Below are 16,934 nucleotides of genomic sequence, written 5' to 3' on the forward strand. Positions count from 1 at the left end.
GCTTGCAGGGTCCGGCCTGATGATAGGACCGGACCTGGATTTACACAAGAAGGAAGGCTGAAAGATTATGAAATCCCAGGAATTGATATTATACCGCAACATGAACTATCGTGAACTTTTTGACAAAATCTCCGGGCTATTAAGCCTGGAAGCGGGAGAGAGAACAGAAACAATGCCGGATTCCTATGCCTGTGCCGGTCAGCTCATAGAGCTGGCGGCTTCCTATGGCTTTGAGGGAAATCTATGGCATTGTTTTTTAGCATTTTGCCTGGCAAATGATGAAAATGCCTACAGCACCTCCTGTGAGATCGTAGGCCCTGTGGAAGGGACGTTAAATGAGCTGGCAGCCCATGATTTCCGGGTTATCAAGGAGTTGTTTGACTATGACATCCGAACCCTGGACAGCTTTCTCCATGGGAAAGGAATATGGACCGCCCTGGCTGATTACCGGGCAGCAGACGGCAGCAGCAAGGTTTATAATAAGAGGATTAGGGACCAGATCGTGGCCCTGGCCGTAGCTTTGGAACAGGCTGAAAATGAAACGGTCTTTGCTTTACGGGTTACAGAATTTTACCGCAGATTCGGAGTGGGGAAATTCGGTCTGAATAAGGCTTTCCGGATTGAGAATACAGGAACCGAACCGCTGATTCTGCCCATTACCAGCATGGAGCATGTCCGCCTGGATGACATCATCGGTTACCAGCGTCAAAAACAGAAGCTGATCGAGAACACGGAAGCTTTCTTAAACGGGCGGGCAGCCAACAACGTCCTGCTGTTCGGAGACAGCGGAACCGGAAAATCCTCCAGCATCAAGGCAGTTCTCAATGAATATTATGACAGGGGCCTTCGGATCATCGAGGTCTATAAGCATCAGTTTCAGTCTCTTTCAAAGGTTCAGGAGCAGGTAAAGGACCGGAATTATAAATTCATCATTTACATGGATGACTTATCCTTTGAGGATACAGAACTGGAGTATAAGTATTTAAAAGCCATCATTGAAGGGGGGCTAGGGAAGAAGCCGGGTAATGTGCTGATCTATGCCACTTCCAACCGCCGTCATCTCATACGGGAAAAATTCAGTGATAAAAGGGAACTGGATGATGACTTACATAATAATGACACCGTCCAGGAAAAACTTTCCCTGGTGGCCCGTTTCGGCGTGACCATATACTTTGGATCGCCGGATAAAAAGGAGTTCCAGGAGATTGTTAAGGGACTGGCAGCCCGCAGCGATATCAACATGCCCCTGGAAGAATTGTATGCAAAGGCCAATATATGGGAATTAAACCACGGAGGCTTATCCGGCAGAACGGCAAGCCAGTTTATCACCCACCTTTTGGGAACTACAGGTGAAAAGACAGAGCGGAATAGTTAGAAGCTGCCAGGTTCATGGGCAGTAAGGAGGATAATTATGGCAATAAGATTATTTGCTGCCATTGATGTTGGGTCGTTTGAACTGGAACTTGGTATCTATGAGATTTCCCAGAAAGCCGGGATCCGGAGGGTGGACCATGTCCGCCATGTCATCGGGCTTGGAAGGGATACCTATAAAGATGGTAAGATCAGTTATGAGCTGATGGAGGAAATGTGTCAGGTCATCAAGGATTTCTCCGCCATTATGCAGTCCTATAAGGTGATCGGATACCGGGCATACGGCACCAGCGCTTTGCGGGAGGCAAAAAACAGTAAGATCGTCTTAGATCAGATCCGGGTGAGGACCGGGATCGAAGTAAGAGTCATCAGCAACTCGGAGCAGCGCTTTATCAGCTATAAGGCCATTGCTTCAAAGGATGCGGAATTTCATAAGGTCATACAAAAGGGAACTGCCATCGTTGATGTTGGCTTCGGGAGCATGCAGGTTTCTCTGTTTGACAGGGATGCCCTGGTCTCCACCCATAACCTGATGCTGGGGGTCTTAAGGATCCGTGAAATGATGGGAAATGTCCAGGTTGACAACCGGATCCAGAATACCCTGATCGAAGAACTGGTGGACAATGAGCTGTACACCTTCCGAAAGGTCTATTTAAAGGACAGGGAGATTAAAAATCTCATCGGAATCGGAGAGAGCATCCTTTACTTATCCCGGGGCAGCCGGGGTGGAAAGCCTGTGGAACGGGTCACGGCTGAGGAATTTGCATTTTTTTATGAAAAGATCGTGGGAATGTCCCTGGACCAGATCCAGGAACGGTTTGGAGTCAATGCAGAATATGCGTCTCTGCTGGTTCCGGCTGCCATTATCTTTAAACGTGTTCTGGAGCTGACCAGGGCGGAGCTGTTCTGGATCCCAGGAATCCGTTTGTGCGACAGTATTGCTGCGGAATTTGCGGAAGAGACAAAGGCGGTAAAATTCAATCATGATTTTTCCGAGGATATACTTGCGGCCTCCCGCAACATGGCAAAGCGTTACAAATGTCATGGCCCTCATACGGTAAATATGGAAAAATACGTACTTGACATTTTTGACACCATGAAAAAATACCACGGAATGGGAAAGCGGGAAAGGCTGTTATTGCAGATCGCGGCCATTCTTCACGCCTGCGGCAAATTCATCAGCATGAGAAACCCAAGCGAGTCCGCTTACCATATTATCATGTCAACAGAGATCATCGGACTGTCCCATATGGAGAGAGAGATCATTGCCAATGCGGTCCGTTACAACGGAGTGGAATTTGATTATAACCGGATCCGCTTAAATGAGGATGGATTCCGTAACACAAAGGGCGAATTTCCTCATGAGGACAGCCTTATTCTTGTAGGAAAGCTGACCGCCATCCTAAGGCTGGCAAATTCCATGGACCGCAGCCACAAGCAGAAGCTTTCTGAAAGCCATATGAGCGTGAAAAACGGCCAATTAGTGGTAACCGTTCCCTATGAAGATGACATTACCTTAGAAGCGGTGGCATTTCACCAGAAAGCAGATTTCTTTGAAGAGATATTTGGAATCAGGCCCATTTTGAAGCAGAAGAGGAGGTTATCCTGATGGCGGTTGTCAATGAAGCAATCTATAACAATCCTGAAAATTATGTAAACCGTGAGCTGAGCTGGATCGAATTCAATAACCGGGTGCTCAGCGAAGCAAGAGATAAAAGCCTTCCTCTTTTCGAACGGCTGAAGTTTTTAAGCATCACTGCTTCCAACTTGGATGAATTTTATATGGTCCGGGTGGCTTCGTTAAAGGATATGGTCCACGCCAAATATACCAAGCCGGATATTGCGGGCTTAAAGCCTTCGGAGCAGCTTGAAAAAATCAGTGAGCGGACCCATGAACTGGTAGCCCTGCAGTATTCCACCTATAATCGTTCCCTTCTTTCTGCCTTAAAGCAGAACGGGCTTCGGGTGATCCAGTGGCATGAGGATTTAAGTGAGGAGGAGGGAAGGTATGCGGACAGCTATTTTGAGAGAAATGTATACCCGGTGCTGACGCCCATGGCTGTGGATTCCTCCCGGCCCTTCCCCTTAATCCGCAACAAATCCTTAAACATCGCAGCTCTCCTGCAGAAAAAAAGCGGAGAGGAGGAACTGGAATTTGCCATGGTCCAGGTGCCCAGCGTACTGCCAAGAATCGTAGAGCTGCCTTCCGGGAAACAGGAAGAACGTACGGTTATTTTGCTGGAACAGATCATGGAACGGAACATTGGCAGCCTGTTTTTGAATTATCACGTGATCACGGCCCATCCCTTCCGCATCATGAGAAATGCGGACTTAACCATTGATGAAGAGGAGGCGGAGGACCTTTTGGAAGAGATCCAGAAACAGCTTAAAAAACGGCAGTGGGGCGAGGCTATCCGCCTGGAAGTGGAAGAAAAGATGGATAAGCGCCTGTTAAAGATACTCAAACGGGAACTGAACATCAGCTCTGCCGATATTTTTGAAATCGCAGGCCCTCTGGATCTGACCTTTCTCATGAAAATGTATGGACTGGGAGGCTTTGAACACTTAAAAGCCGTTCCCTATATTCCCCAGCAGGTTCCAAGGCTTATGAATGAGGAGGATATTTTCACCAACATCAGAGGAGGAGACATTCTCCTTCACCATCCCTATGAAACCTTTGATCCGGTGGTAGATTTCGTGAAAACGGCAGCAAAGGATCCGGAAGTCCTGGCAATCAAACAGACCCTTTACAGGGTCAGCGGGAATTCTCCTATTATAGCAGCCCTGGCAGAGGCAGCGGACAACGGGAAACAGGTATCGGTGCTGGTGGAATTAAAGGCCCGATTTGACGAGGAAAACAATATTAACTGGGCGAAAAAGCTGGAAAAGGCCGGGTGCCATGTGATCTACGGGCTGGTTGGCCTAAAGACCCACAGCAAGATCACCCTGGTGGTGCGCAGGGAAGAGGATGGGATCCGCCGCTATGTCCATTTAGGCACAGGAAACTACAACGATTCCACAGCAAAGCTTTACACGGATTTTGGCCTTATGACCTGCAATCCTCAGATCGGAGAAGATGCCACTGCCGTGTTCAACATGCTTTCAGGCTATTCCGAGCCTCTTCACTGGAATAAACTGGTTTTAGCCCCCATCTGGCTGCGGGCCAGGTTCTTGAGGCTGATCCGCAGGGAAGCCAGGAATGCGGAGAACGGAAAGACGGCTCATATCATGGCCAAGATGAATTCCCTCTGCGACAAGGAGATCATAGCGGCTCTATATGAGGCCTCCTGTGCAGGCGTGAAGATCCAGCTGATCGTCAGGGGAATATGCAGTTTAAAGGCAGGGATTCCTGGTCTGAGCGAACATATTACCGTTCATTCCATTGTTGGAAATTTTTTGGAGCACGCCCGGATTTTTTATTTTGAGAATGACAACAGCCCGGAGCTTTATATGGGAAGCGCTGACTGGATGCCGAGAAACTTAGACCGAAGGGTGGAGATTATGTTTCCGGTGGAGGATGAGACCCTGGTGGAGCAGATCCTCCATGTCCTTAAGGTGCAGTTTCAGGATAACGTAAAGGCCCATATCCTCCAGCCTTCCGGAACCTATGAAAAGCCTGATAAAAGGGGCAAGGTCCTGGTCAACAGCCAGGAACAGTTCTGCCAGGAGGCGGTCAGAAACGTGAAGGAGGAGCTTGGGAAATTAAACCCCATAGGCAGCCGGGTATTTATTCCTACGGAGAGTCAGGGGGAGGAGGAGGACTCCTTATAATTACCGAATTATAGCTTTTTTGTAAGAAAATAGTAAGGCAAAGAACCCTTTCTTGTGGTAAAATGGTTAAGAGTCTAAGCGGTGCAGAAGCATTTGCACGGTTTGTGCGTGGGAGCTTGCTCACGATGCACAAATTGTGCAAGTGTTTCTATAGGGCGGAACGCCCGTCATCATCATTTGGCGCCGGCCAAAAGATGAATGCACCTGGGAACCTCATATATACATACGACAAGGGAGGTATTTTTCATGTCCGAAACAATAAGCATTCTGGTTGTGGATGATGAGAAAGAGATTGCAGACCTGGTGGAAATCTATTTGGTCAGTGATGGATATAAAGTATATAAAGCAAATAATGCGGAAGAAGGACTGGGAGTTCTGGAAAAGAACCAGATCCATCTGGTGCTTTTAGACATCATGATGCCTGGAATGGACGGCCTGCAAATGTGCAAGAAAATACGGGAGACAAATAACATCCCAATCATCATGCTAAGCGCCAAGTCCACGGATCTGGACAAAATACTGGGACTTGGAACCGGGGCGGATGATTACGTGACAAAGCCTTTTAACCCACTGGAGCTGACGGCCCGGGTAAAATCCCAGCTACGCCGTTATACCCAGTTAAATCCCAACAGTGCGGTGAACGAGGCAGTTAAGAATGAAATCGCAATCAGAGGGCTGACCATTAACAAGGATAACCATAAGGTGACTGTTTATGGAGAAGAGATCAAGCTCACTCCCATTGAGTTTGATATCCTTTATTTACTGGCCTCCAATCCTGGAAGAGTGTTCAGTACGGATGAGATTTTTGAAAAGGTTTGGAATGAAAAGGTCTATGAGGCCAATAACACGGTAATGGTACATATCAGACGCCTGCGGGGCAAGATGAAGGAAGATACCAGACAGAACAAGATCATCACCACGGTGTGGGGGGTAGGATACAAAATTGAAAAATGATATCAATCGCCGTTTCCATACCAGGGTCATTGCCAACATATTTTACAGTGCAGTGGTCACGGTCCTGATCGAGATATTTCTGGTGACAAACGTTTCTTTGGTAGCAGCCTATATGAGAAACACGCAGAGGGACAATGCATTTGTGGAAATGCTTACATCCTTTGACGTGGTGGTGATCCTGATTTATGTAGTTTTCGGAATCGGGATATTCACGGTCACCTTCCTTCTTCTCCAGGAAAAGTCCATGCGTTACATCAGCCGGATCTCTGATGCCATGCAGAGCATTTCCCATGGAGATCTAAACATCACGGTAGACATTGAGGGAGACGATGAGTTTTCTGTCATGGCTGCCAGCTTAAATAAGATGGTGGAAGACTTAAGAGGTCTCATGGATAAGGAACGGGAGGCAGAACGTACCAAGAACGAGCTGATTACCAATATTGCCCACGATTTAAGGACTCCCCTGACCTCCATTATCGGATATCTGGAGCTTTTGTCCGGAGAAACCAAGCTTGACCCGGAGGTTCAGAAAAAATACATAGGAATTGCATACGTGAAGACAAAGCGGCTGGAAAAGCTGATTGAGGACTTATTTGGATTTACAAAGCTGAATTATGGAAAGATCTCCATGCACGTATCAAAAGTGGATGTGGTGAAGCTCATCAGTCAGCTTCTGGAAGAATTTTATCCCAGCTTTGTGGATAAAAACCTTTCTTATGAGCTTCAAAGCAATGTCCCCGTCCAGACCATCTCGGCGGATGGAAACCTTTTAGCCCGTCTGTTTGACAATCTGATCAACAATGCCATCAAATATGGAGCGGATGGAAAGCGCATCCTGGTAAAGGTTCACGGAAGCGAGGAACTGGTCACTGTCCAGGTGATCAATTACGGCTACGTGATCCCCGAGGAGGAGCTTCCCCTTATTTTCAACAAATTTTACCGTGTGGAGCACTCCCGTTCCACCAATACCGGAGGAACGGGGCTGGGGCTTGCCATTGCAAAGAATATTGTGGATATGCACGGCGGCACCATTGAAGTGTCCAGCGACTTATCCGGTACGGTATTTACGGTAAAACTTTTAGTGGATTTTGATATTAATAAAGAGAACTTTGGAAAGATAGGGTGACAGACAATGAAATTCAGACAGATATCCCTGATTTGTGCCATGGCGGTCACCATAGCAGGCAGCGTTGTGCTGCCTGCTTTTGGTATGGCATATGAAACATCAGTAGGGATGGAGGCGGGGGATTCCCCTATGGATGGAAATTATGCGGCTACAAATTCCGGTGTTTCCATGGATGTTTCCTACGGCTATGAGGGGAATGCAAAAAGCGGACGTTACGTGCCGGTAAATATAACGTTAAACAGCCAGCTGGATTCTGCCTTTTTGGGAACGGTCCAGGCCATAGCCATGGAATCCGATTACGACATATACCAATATGAGTATCCGGTTTCCTTAGATGCCTTTGAAGTGGCGGAGGAATCTCTGGATATTCCCGTAGGAAGGGCAGATGTCCTCTTTGTGAAGCTGCTGGACTCTCAGGGAAGAGAGCTGATCCGCAAACGCTTAAAAATGAATGTTTCAGCGGACATTGCAGAGCTGTTTGTGGGAGTGCTGTCCGATGAACCGGAAACCCTGTCCTATATGGAGGGCGTGGGAGTGAATTACAGCTCTGTCAGGATCAAGACCTTTGAAATGGACGGGGCCAAAATGCCTGACAATGTGATCGGGCTGGATCTTTTGGATGTGCTTGTCATTACGGATTACGATACAAAAAGGCTGTCAGCAGACCAGGTATCTGCCATATGGGAATGGGTAAAGGAGGGAGGCACCCTTCTTCTTGGAACCGGTGCCCGGGCGGATGATACCCTATATGCCTTCCGGTCTGATATCCTGCAGGAGGACTATGCTCCTCCCTCGGAGAAGTCCGTGGATATGGGAGTGGAGTATTCCGTCAACGGCCCCGGGGATTCCTTTATGAATCTGATTTGCGCAGACGTTTCCTTAAAGGGAGGAACCGGAGTGCTGTCCAATGATGAATTTCCGGTTCTTACCTCCGTGTCAAAGGGAAAAGGAAAGATTGGAGTGGCAGCCTACGATTTTGTGGATATCGCTTCCTTCTGCCAGGTCCAGCGCTCTTATGTGGATAAGCTCTTTACGGCACTTTTGGGAGAAGCCAAGTTAAACAACTTATCCTCCTACCTTTACAGCGGCAATTCCGCCCAGTACTGGTCAGTGCAGAATATGCTGAATACCGGAGACGTGGATAAGCTGCCTGATCTGATCCTTTATGCAGCAGTGATCCTGGGGTATATTCTGTTAGTGGGACCGGGGCTTTACCTGTACTTAAAAAAGCGGGAGCAGAGAAAACTGTACCGGACAGGAGTGGCGGCAATTTCCCTGCTGTTTGCGGCAGTGGTATACTTAATGGGGATGGGGACCAGGTTTAAGGATACCTTCTTTACCTATGCCACCATTCTGGATACCAGGTCGGACTATGTGGACGAATACACCTATCTCAACATGAGGACCCCTTACAACAAGGCATATACCATTGCCCTGGATCCGACCTATGACCTGCTTCCTATTACCAGGAGCAGCTCCTATGAGATGAAGCCGGTTCCTAGATTCGTGGGAAATGAGGACTTCAAGGTAAAGATATCCTATGGAAAAGATGAAACCAGGGTTTCTGCCCAGAATGCGGCAGCCTTTACCCCCAAATACTATTCCCTGAAAAAAAGGACGCCTAATACGGACCATAAGGGTCTTACAGGGGATATCACCCTGTTTGAAGGAAAGGTGTACGGCACCGTAACCAATGAATACCCCTTCCAGGTAGAAAAAGTCGGAATCCTGATGTACGGGAAAATGGTGGCCATTGAAAAGCTGGAGCCAGGCGAAACCATGAACCTTGAGGGGCTTCCGGTGATCAATTATCCCATTAATAATTCTTTTCTGGTGTCCGCCCGGGTGACGGGGAGCTACCAGTATCAAAAAGCGGATATTGAGGATCCGGCTTATATGCTGGCCCTTTCAAGGACCAATATTTTAAGCTTTTACCTGGATAAATATTCTTCCTTTTATAATCCGGAGGCCAGGATCGTGGCCTTCAGCAAAGACCAGTCGGACAGCCAGTTCCTTGCCAGGGGAAATTATGAAACTTACGGCATGTCCATGTTCACCTCTACCATTGACGTAAAGACAAAGAAAGGCAATGAGACCTCCCGTTCTGCCCTTATGAAAACGCCTACGGTGGTAAGCGGGCAGTATTATGCGGATTCCAATGCAATTTACGGCGTAGACCCGGTAGCCCTGGAGTATTTCCTTGGAAATGACTTGGAGGTGGAGACCCTGACTTTTGAAAATCCCTCGGATGAGTTTTTAAACAGCGAAAGCTTTTATTACACCACCATATTTAAGGGAAGCCTTTATCTTTATAATCACGATACGGGAAATTACGATGCCATGGATCCTGGTAAAACGGCTTATAAAGCCTGGGAACTCACCCCTTATCTGTCTCCTGGAAACACGCTGACCGTAAAATATGTATGTGACAATACGGCCGAGAATAACTGGTATGTGACTCTGCCCATGCTGACTGTGACAGGAAGGGATAAATAATGTTAGAAATTAAAGATTTACGGAAAAAATTTGGTAAATTCCATGCGCTGAACGGACTGGACCTTCATATTCCAAAAGGATCTCTTTACGGGTTCGTTGGACCTAACGGCGCCGGTAAAACCACCACCATTAAAATCATGACAGGGCTTCTCTACGCTGACAGCGGCCAGGTAATGATCGACGGGGCGGATGTGTCCAGAGGCCTAAATGAATTAAAGCTGAAGATCGGCTATGTGCCGGATTTTTTCGGCGTTTATGACAATTTAAAGGTCAATGAATACATGGAATTCTTTGCCTCCTGCTACGGGAGCGACGGCTTAAAGGCAAGGACCCGGTATATGACCCTTTTGGAGCAGGTGGGCCTGGAGGATAAGGTGAACTTTTACGTGGACAGCTTGTCAAGGGGAATGAAGCAGCGGCTCTGCCTGGCAAGGGCTTTGATCCACGACCCTCTTTTGCTGGTGCTTGATGAACCTGCCTCTGGGCTGGATCCACGAACCAGGTTTGAGTTTAAAGAAATCTTGAAGGAATTAAAGGAACAGGGAAAGACCATATTGATCAGCTCCCATGTACTTTCCGAGCTTTCTGAGCTGTGTACGGACATTGGGATCATTGACCAGGGAAAAATGATCTTAAGCGGAAGCATGGAGGAGATCCTGCGCAGGGTCAACGCTTCCAATCCCCTGATTATTTCTGTGTTGGGGAATAAGGAAAAGGCGCTGACCATTTTAAAGAGCCAGCCCTGCGTCCAGACCATAGCGGTAAAGGACGAGGACATTCGGGTGAACTTTTACGGTGACGAGCAGGATGAGGCGCTCCTTTTGCAGCAGTTAGTGGATGCCGATGTGCTGGTGCATGGCTTCTACAGAGAGCAGGGAAGTCTGGAATCCTTATTTATGCAGATCACGGATCATGATAAAGAAAAGGCGGTGCTTGTACATGAAATTGAATCCGGTTTATAAAAGGGAGACAATGGTCAGTTCCAGAAGCTTCCGTCTGGCCCTGATCCTGGCTCTTTTTAATACCATCCTGGCTCTTGTGGTCCTGCTTAACATGTATTCCGTGGTGGAGAGGGTTAAGCTGACGGCAGAGATCCAGTATTCTTCCTTTACCAATCTGTACGTATTTGTGGCTGCAGTGGAATTTGTGCTGCTGATGTTCATTATGCCTGCCTTAACGGCAGGCAGCATCAGCGGAGAAAGGGAACGCCAGACCCTTGATCTTCTTCTCACCACCACCTTAAAGCCATGGCAGATCATATGGGGGAAGCTGACCTCGTCCTTTGGCACCATGTTTCTCCTGATTATGTCCAGCTTTCCCCTTCTGGCGGTCTCCTTTGTATACGGGGGAGTCATGGTTTATGACGTGCTTCTTTTGCTCTTGTGTTATTTGGCAGTGGCCCTTCTCTGCGGAAGCATGGGGGTGTGCTTTTCTTCCCTGTTCAAACGGTCTACCATTGCCACCGTGGTAAGCTATGGAGTCCTGATCCTTATTGCTGCAGGGACCTATGCGATCAATGCATTTGCCCTGTCCATTTCCCGGATGAACATGAGCAGCGCCTATGCCATGTCCGTGGGAGGCGTTGCGGACCAGACCAATTCCGGTGCATTCCTCTATCTGCTCCTTTTAAACCCGGCAGCCACCTTCTATGCAATGATCAACGGCCAGACAGGAGATAATCAGGTGGTGAGAAGCCTAAACAGCTGGTTCGGTCCCCATCCGGATAACTTTGTCATGGAACATTGGGTGGTCTTGAGCATTTTCATCCAGCTTGCCCTGGCGGTTTTATTCATGTTTATCGCTGTAAAGGCCATCAGCCCATCCAAAGGGAAAAAGATAAAAAAATAATATAACAGGAGGATTCTATGCTTACGATCGGATGCCATCTGTCTTCCTCAAAAGGCTATTATGCCATGGGAAAGGAGGCAGTGAAGATAAAAGCCAACACCTTTCAGTTTTTTACAAGAAATCCCAGGGGGACCAGGGCAAAGGCCATGAACCCTGAAGATGTCAACCGATATCTGGACTTTGCACGGGAACATGGGATAGACCAGATTCTGGCCCATGCGCCCTACACTTTCAATGCCTGCTCCCCCAATGAAGGCTTAAGGGCCCTTACCGCAGAAACCATGAAGGACGATTTGGAACGGATGGAATACACTCCCGGAAACTGTTATAATTTTCACCCGGGAAGCCATGTGGGGCAGGGAACGGAAGCAGGGATCCGTTTTATTTCGGATATGCTGAATCAGATCCTGACACCGGAACACCGTACCACAGTGCTTTTAGAAACCATGTCCGGCAAGGGCAGCGAAATAGGACGGGAATTTGAAGAGTTACGGGAGATCCTGGACCGGGTAGTACTAAAGGACCATATGGGAGTCTGCCTGGATACGTGCCATGTATGGGATGCAGGCTATGATATTGCCGGTGATCTGGACGGAGTTTTAAACCGGTTTGACCGGATCATCGGACTGGACAAATTAAAGGCCATCCATTTCAATGACAGTCAGAATCCCCTGGGAGCCCGCAAGGACCGCCACGCAAAGATCGGAGAAGGCTTTATCGGATTTGAGGCTCTGAAGAGGCTGACGGTTCACCCGGCTTTAAAGAGCCTTCCCTTTTATTTGGAGACGCCCAATGATCTTTCGGGGTATGCCAAAGAAATTGCCATGCTGCGTGCTATATAAATGAAAAGCGGATAGTATATATTTGGAGGGATCATCAGAGTAAATTTTTGTGATTCTTTGGCAGTCCACTCATTTACAATTTAATTACATTTTAAGACCAGCGTGGGCGAAGGAGAGAAACAGTATAGCCAACCAGTGAATTGTGTAGTATAATGGGGAAAATAAATTTGTTGAGGAGGCAGCAGCATGGGAATTGTTAAGGCGCTTACTACCGCAGTAGGAGGCTCACTGGCAGACCAGTGGCTTGAAGTGATAGAAGCAGGCAGCATGGGTGATCAGACCGTATTTGCCAGCGGAGTGAAGATACGAAAAGGATCCAATACAAAGAGTACGGATTATACCATTTCCGATGGTTCTGTCATTCATGTTTACCCCAACCAGTTCATGATTCTGGTGGATGGGGGAAAAGTGGTCGACTACACAGGGGAACCAGGCTATTTTACCGTAAAAAACTCTTCCCTCCCCTCCCTTTTTAACGGCCAGTTTGATGAGGCCATAAAAGAATCCTTTGACCGGATTCGTTTCGGTGGTCAGACGCCCACTGCCCAAAAGGTATATTTCATCAACCTGCAGGAGATTAAAGGAATCAAGTTCGGTACTCCCAATCCCATTAATTATTTTGACCAGTTTTATCAAGCGGAATTGTTTTTACGGGCTCACGGAACGTATTCCATCAAGGTGACGGACCCTCTGCTGTTCTATGGGGAGGTCATACCGAAAAATGCCTCCCGTGTTGAGGTTGATGATATCAACGCCCAGTATTTATCAGAATTTTTAGAAGCGCTCCAGTCTTCCATCAGCCAGATGTCCGCCGACGGCATACGGATCTCCTATGTGGCTTCCAAAGGAAGAGAATTGGGGCAGTATATGGCGGATGTCCTTGACGGCCAATGGAAGGACCAGAGAGGAATGGAAATCCAGTCCGTTGGTATTGCCAGCATTTCCTATGATGAAGAGTCAAAGGAATTGATCCATATGCGCAACCAGGGCGCCATGTTAAGCGATCCGGGCATTCGGGAAGGCTATGTGCAGGGATCTGTAGCCAGAGGCTTAGAAGCGGCGGGTAGCAACTCTAACGGCTCCATGACAGGATTTATGGGCATGGGCATGGGGATGAACACGGCCGGAGGCTTTATGGGAGCAGCTTCAGGCACTAACATGCAGCAGATGCAGATGAACCGTACCCAGCAGGGAAACCCAGGGGAACAGATGGCAGCAGGGGAAGAACGTAAACCGGAAAGCTCTTTGGAGACCCCATGGACCTGTACCTGCGGAAGTGTGAATAAGGGAAAATTCTGTCCGGAATGCGGCAGTCCAAAGCCGGCAGGAACCTGGACCTGTGAATGTAACACGGTAAACAATGGCAGATTTTGTTCGGAGTGTGGAAAACCAAGACCATGAGTGAGATCATAAGTTATAAATGTCCAAATTGCGGGGGGCCCCTAATCTTTGATCCGAAAAAGCAAAAGTATGCCTGTGAATACTGTTTATCAGAATTTGCCCAGAAGGAAATGGAAGGCGGAGACCCGAAAGAACTTAAAACAGAAAAGAGTAACAATTTGCCGGAAGGGACGAAGGCAGAAAAAATAGAAGGAGAGCCTGTGCTTTATTCCTGCCCCAGCTGCGGAGCAGAGATCGTTACAGATGAGACCACTGCAGCAACCTTCTGCTACTACTGCCATAATCCGGTAATATTATCCGGCAGGCTTTCCGGAGAGTTCCATCCCGATTATGTGATTCCCTTTGCCATGGAAAAGAAACAGGCGGCAGAGATCTTTACGCTTTGGATGAAAAAGAAGCGGTTTGTCCCCAAAGCCTTTTACAGTGAGGAGCAGATCCAAAAGATCTCAGGTGTATATTTTCCCTATATGCTCTATAGCTGCCGGGCAGAGGGAAGCCTGGATGCCAGAGCAGACCGCCTGCGGGTATGGGTGAGCGGGGACCGCCGCTATACGGAAACCCAGACCTATGAGGTGCGCAGGGAAGGCTCCATGCCTGTAAAATTTGTGCCCCGCAATGCACTGAAAAAATCCAACCGGGAGCTGGTGGAAGGGGTGCTGCCCTATGAAACAGAGAAGATGAAGCCATTTTCCATGGGATATCTTTCCGGTTTTGTGGCGGAGAAACGGGATATGGGAGAACGGGAATTTGCTGAGGATGTTAAGTCTGAGGTGCGTCAGTTTGCCCAGGACTCCCTAAAGAACAGCATTACCTCCTACGATTCTGTGAGAGTCCAGGATCAGACCATCCGCCTGGAAGACGAAACATGGGAGTATGCCCTTTTGCCTGTCTGGACCCTTACATACCATGACGGAGCAAAGGACCAGATGTATTATTTTACGGTGAACGGGCAGACCGGAAAGGTATGCGGTAAGCTTCCTGTGGACCGGAATAAACGGATGCTTTTGTTTGTGGAAATATTCCTGCCTGTATTTCTTGCCTTGTTGATTGTGGGGTATCTGATATGATGAAAATGAAAAGACTGTTCCTTCCCATAATCCGGGGAGCTGTTTTTCTGTCTGCATTCCTTCTGGTTCTTTCCTTCCTTCCGGGAGGATTGAAGGCCTTTGCCCAAAAGAATGGTGATCGGGACGCTTCCCGTGAGAAGCGGGTCTATGATGATGCCGGACTTTTTTCTCAAGAGGAAACAGAAACATTTGAGACTCAGATCCAGGCCATGAGAAAAGAGATGAACATGGATGTGGTGATCCTTACCACAGACCAGGCCGGCGGCAAGAGTGCCGGAGAATATGCGGAAGATTTCTATATCAGGGGTTCCTTTGGTGTTGGCAAGGATTACAACGGAGTCCTGTTCCTCATTGATATGGATAACCGGGAGCTGTATATCCTTCCCGTGGGGACCATGAACCGGTTTTTAACAGATAAACGTTGGAATTCCATCCTGGATGAGGCCTATGACCAGGTCAGCAGCCAGAAATACGGAGCCTGTGCACAAAGCTTTCTGGATGGTGTGACAAAATACTACCGGGCAGGTATTCCCGGAGGACAGTACAATTACGATAAAGAGACCGGAAAGGTAAGCGTTTACCGCAGCATCCGCTGGTATGAGGCAGCCCTGGCAGCCCTGGCAGGGCTCGTGGCCGCCGGTATCGCCTGCGGGGGAGTGACCAGCCGGTATTCGATGAAAAAGGAAAGAGACTGGGCCAGGAATTCCCTTATGGCCTATCGTGGGGATAGCCAGTTCCGGTATTCAGACCAGACCGATCATCTTGTCAACAAAACTGTAACCTATGCCATGATACCCCGGAATCAGGGGAACGGGGGCGGAAGCGGCGGAGGCATGTCTTCCGGTGGCAGAAGCACCACCCATACATCCTCTGGAAGAACCATGGGAGGCGGAGGAAGGAAGTTTTGATCAAATGTTTTCTCATGGAAATAATATAAACCTGCTGACAAAACCCAAGGGATTTGCCGGCAGGTTTTATGGTGTAAAGCCCTTTCCTCAGCTATGAAAGATATACCGGGACCTCCCTGTCTATGGAAAGGGAGTCTTCCGTAACCTTGCAGTCATAGGCCAGAATATGGACCCCGGCTTCTTCTGCTCTTTTTAACGCTTCTCCAAATTCCGGATGGGTTTTTATATTTGGCGTAAATCCATACATTCCCTTCATCTGAATGACAAACAGGATGTAAGTCTCGTAACCCTCTTTGCAGGCATTTATAAGCTCCTGGACATGCTTTACGCCCCGCAGCGTAGGTGCATCGGGAAACATGGCAAGGCCGTTTTCTTCCAGGGTGACTCCCTTAACTTCCATGAATGCAGGGATCACCTTCTGCTGTTCCCCTTTTATTTCCGGAAACACTGTCAAAAAGGCAAGGTCAAACCGTGACTGGTCATAGGAAACCTCCCGCCGTAAGCCTTCCATGGTTGGCTTATATGGGAAAGGCTGCTCCCCTGTTTGATGAAAAGGCAGAACCGGATTTTCCCTTTTGGCTTTCAGCCACTCATAGGCCGCCTGATTAGGGGCCTGGGAATCCATGTTGATGAGGAGAGGACCGCCTTTTTCCCGCCTTTTCCATACACCGATCAGGGAGTATTCCGTTTTTCTCCCCAGGGCAGCTGCCTCCGGATGATACTGCACCAGTACCTTTACGCCGGGGATGAGAAGCTCTCTGCAGCGCCCTGTATTTTTAACGTGGCAGACCACCGTCTCTTCCCTGTTCCCCTCCCTTGTAATCAGGACATGGGCAATAAAACGGTTGGGACGGCTTATAAAGGTTCCTGTCATCATGTGTTCGTATTTCAATGAAGTTTTCTCCTTTCAGAATCCATAGGTGTATCTTACCATAAGAAGAATGAGGTTAAAAGTAAAAATATCTTTTCACTGGTTTGTCTTTATAGTGAACACACTTGTCCGTTTGATGGAAACTTTTTTGGCCTTTTTTCTTGCACCCCGGAGGAAATTGTGCTACAATGCTGGCAAGGTTTTTTGATCCAATAAACTGTAACATCATTTATTTATGGGAACTTGCAAAGCAGGTTTCAATAAAAGGGCTGTTTTTTC

At 48.1% G+C, this 16,934-nt stretch carries 13 protein-coding genes; 12 read left to right on the forward strand and 1 reads right to left on the reverse strand.

What is annotated here, in order from left to right; translation table 11 throughout:
* The first annotated feature begins 67 nt into the window (after nucleotides 1-67).
* From CLOSA_RS02340 to CLOSA_RS02395, 12 genes are all read left to right on the forward strand, one after another.
* On the forward strand, nucleotides 68-1,375 hold the full coding sequence (locus tag CLOSA_RS02340; protein ID WP_013271185.1) for an ATP-binding protein: 1,308 nt from the start codon (nucleotides 68-70) through the stop codon (nucleotides 1,373-1,375).
* A 36-nt stretch (nucleotides 1,376-1,411) separates the two neighbouring features.
* Nucleotides 1,412-2,980: a Ppx/GppA phosphatase family protein gene (locus tag CLOSA_RS02345; protein ID WP_013271186.1), complete on the forward strand. Its 1,569-nt coding sequence runs from the start codon at nucleotides 1,412-1,414 to the stop codon at nucleotides 2,978-2,980.
* Entirely contained in the window at nucleotides 2,980-5,142 is a 2,163-nt protein-coding gene (locus CLOSA_RS02350) for an RNA degradosome polyphosphate kinase (RefSeq protein ID WP_013271187.1), read from the forward strand. The genes CLOSA_RS02345 and CLOSA_RS02350 overlap by 1 nt, the downstream gene beginning before the upstream one ends.
* A 246-nt stretch (nucleotides 5,143-5,388) precedes the next feature.
* On the forward strand, nucleotides 5,389-6,096 hold the full coding sequence (locus CLOSA_RS02355) for a response regulator transcription factor (protein WP_013271188.1): 708 nt from the start codon (nucleotides 5,389-5,391) through the stop codon (nucleotides 6,094-6,096).
* Entirely contained in the window at nucleotides 6,086-7,222 is a 1,137-nt protein-coding gene (locus tag CLOSA_RS02360; RefSeq protein WP_013271189.1) for a sensor histidine kinase, read from the forward strand. The genes CLOSA_RS02355 and CLOSA_RS02360 overlap by 11 nt, the downstream gene beginning before the upstream one ends.
* A gap of 6 nt (nucleotides 7,223-7,228) precedes the next feature.
* A complete protein-coding gene (locus CLOSA_RS02365) occupies nucleotides 7,229-9,718 on the forward strand; it encodes a hypothetical protein (RefSeq protein ID WP_013271190.1) in 2,490 nt (829 codons plus the stop codon).
* Nucleotides 9,718-10,680, forward strand: a complete 963-nt coding sequence (locus CLOSA_RS02370; protein WP_013271191.1) for an ABC transporter ATP-binding protein — start codon at nucleotides 9,718-9,720, stop codon at nucleotides 10,678-10,680. Before CLOSA_RS02365 ends, CLOSA_RS02370 begins: the two co-directional genes overlap by 1 nt.
* On the forward strand, nucleotides 10,658-11,566 hold the full coding sequence (locus CLOSA_RS02375) for an ABC transporter permease (protein WP_013271192.1): 909 nt from the start codon (nucleotides 10,658-10,660) through the stop codon (nucleotides 11,564-11,566). Before CLOSA_RS02370 ends, CLOSA_RS02375 begins: the two co-directional genes overlap by 23 nt.
* Before the next feature lie 17 nt (nucleotides 11,567-11,583).
* Nucleotides 11,584-12,408: a deoxyribonuclease IV gene (locus CLOSA_RS02380; protein WP_013271193.1), complete on the forward strand. Its 825-nt coding sequence runs from the start codon at nucleotides 11,584-11,586 to the stop codon at nucleotides 12,406-12,408.
* Between the two features lie 186 nt (nucleotides 12,409-12,594).
* Nucleotides 12,595-13,809, forward strand: a complete 1,215-nt coding sequence (locus CLOSA_RS02385) for an SPFH domain-containing protein (RefSeq protein ID WP_013271194.1) — start codon at nucleotides 12,595-12,597, stop codon at nucleotides 13,807-13,809.
* Nucleotides 13,806-14,876 carry a hypothetical protein gene (locus CLOSA_RS02390; protein WP_013271195.1) on the forward strand — a complete coding sequence of 357 codons (1,071 nt, stop codon included), beginning with the start codon at nucleotides 13,806-13,808 and terminating at the stop codon, nucleotides 14,874-14,876. Before CLOSA_RS02385 ends, CLOSA_RS02390 begins: the two co-directional genes overlap by 4 nt.
* On the forward strand, nucleotides 14,873-15,784 hold the full coding sequence (locus CLOSA_RS02395) for a TPM domain-containing protein (protein ID WP_013271196.1): 912 nt from the start codon (nucleotides 14,873-14,875) through the stop codon (nucleotides 15,782-15,784). Before CLOSA_RS02390 ends, CLOSA_RS02395 begins: the two co-directional genes overlap by 4 nt.
* A gap of 91 nt (nucleotides 15,785-15,875) precedes the next feature.
* Here CLOSA_RS02395 and CLOSA_RS02400 read toward each other — a convergent pair whose 3' ends face one another.
* Nucleotides 15,876-16,676 (reverse strand): DNA/RNA nuclease SfsA, encoded by an 801-nt coding sequence (locus CLOSA_RS02400; RefSeq protein WP_013271197.1) that lies wholly within the window; start codon nucleotides 16,674-16,676, stop codon nucleotides 15,876-15,878.
* Between the last annotated feature and the right edge of the window lie 258 nt (nucleotides 16,677-16,934).

It is taken from the genome of [Clostridium] saccharolyticum WM1, assembly GCF_000144625.1.
Taxonomy (GTDB): domain Bacteria; phylum Bacillota; class Clostridia; order Lachnospirales; family Lachnospiraceae; genus Lacrimispora; species Lacrimispora saccharolytica.

Bases quoted from the DNA above. Each gene is read 5' to 3' on its own strand.
- CLOSA_RS02385 (WP_013271194.1), top strand. From the start codon at position 12,595: ATGGGAATTGTTAAGGCGCTTACTACCGCAGTAGGAGGCTCACTGGCA.
- CLOSA_RS02380 (WP_013271193.1), top strand. From the start codon at position 11,584: ATGCTTACGATCGGATGCCATCTGTCTTCCTCAAAAGGCTATTATGCC.
- CLOSA_RS02365 (WP_013271190.1), top strand. From the start codon at position 7,229: ATGAAATTCAGACAGATATCCCTGATTTGTGCCATGGCGGTCACCATA.
- CLOSA_RS02390 (WP_013271195.1), top strand. From the start codon at position 13,806: ATGAGTGAGATCATAAGTTATAAATGTCCAAATTGCGGGGGGCCCCTA.
- CLOSA_RS02345 (WP_013271186.1), top strand. From the start codon at position 1,412: ATGGCAATAAGATTATTTGCTGCCATTGATGTTGGGTCGTTTGAACTG.
- CLOSA_RS02340 (WP_013271185.1), top strand. From the start codon at position 68: ATGAAATCCCAGGAATTGATATTATACCGCAACATGAACTATCGTGAA.
- CLOSA_RS02350 (WP_013271187.1), top strand. From the start codon at position 2,980: ATGGCGGTTGTCAATGAAGCAATCTATAACAATCCTGAAAATTATGTA.
- CLOSA_RS02370 (WP_013271191.1), top strand. From the start codon at position 9,718: ATGTTAGAAATTAAAGATTTACGGAAAAAATTTGGTAAATTCCATGCG.
- CLOSA_RS02375 (WP_013271192.1), top strand. From the start codon at position 10,658: ATGAAATTGAATCCGGTTTATAAAAGGGAGACAATGGTCAGTTCCAGA.
- CLOSA_RS02355 (WP_013271188.1), top strand. From the start codon at position 5,389: ATGTCCGAAACAATAAGCATTCTGGTTGTGGATGATGAGAAAGAGATT.
- CLOSA_RS02395 (WP_013271196.1), top strand. From the start codon at position 14,873: ATGATGAAAATGAAAAGACTGTTCCTTCCCATAATCCGGGGAGCTGTT.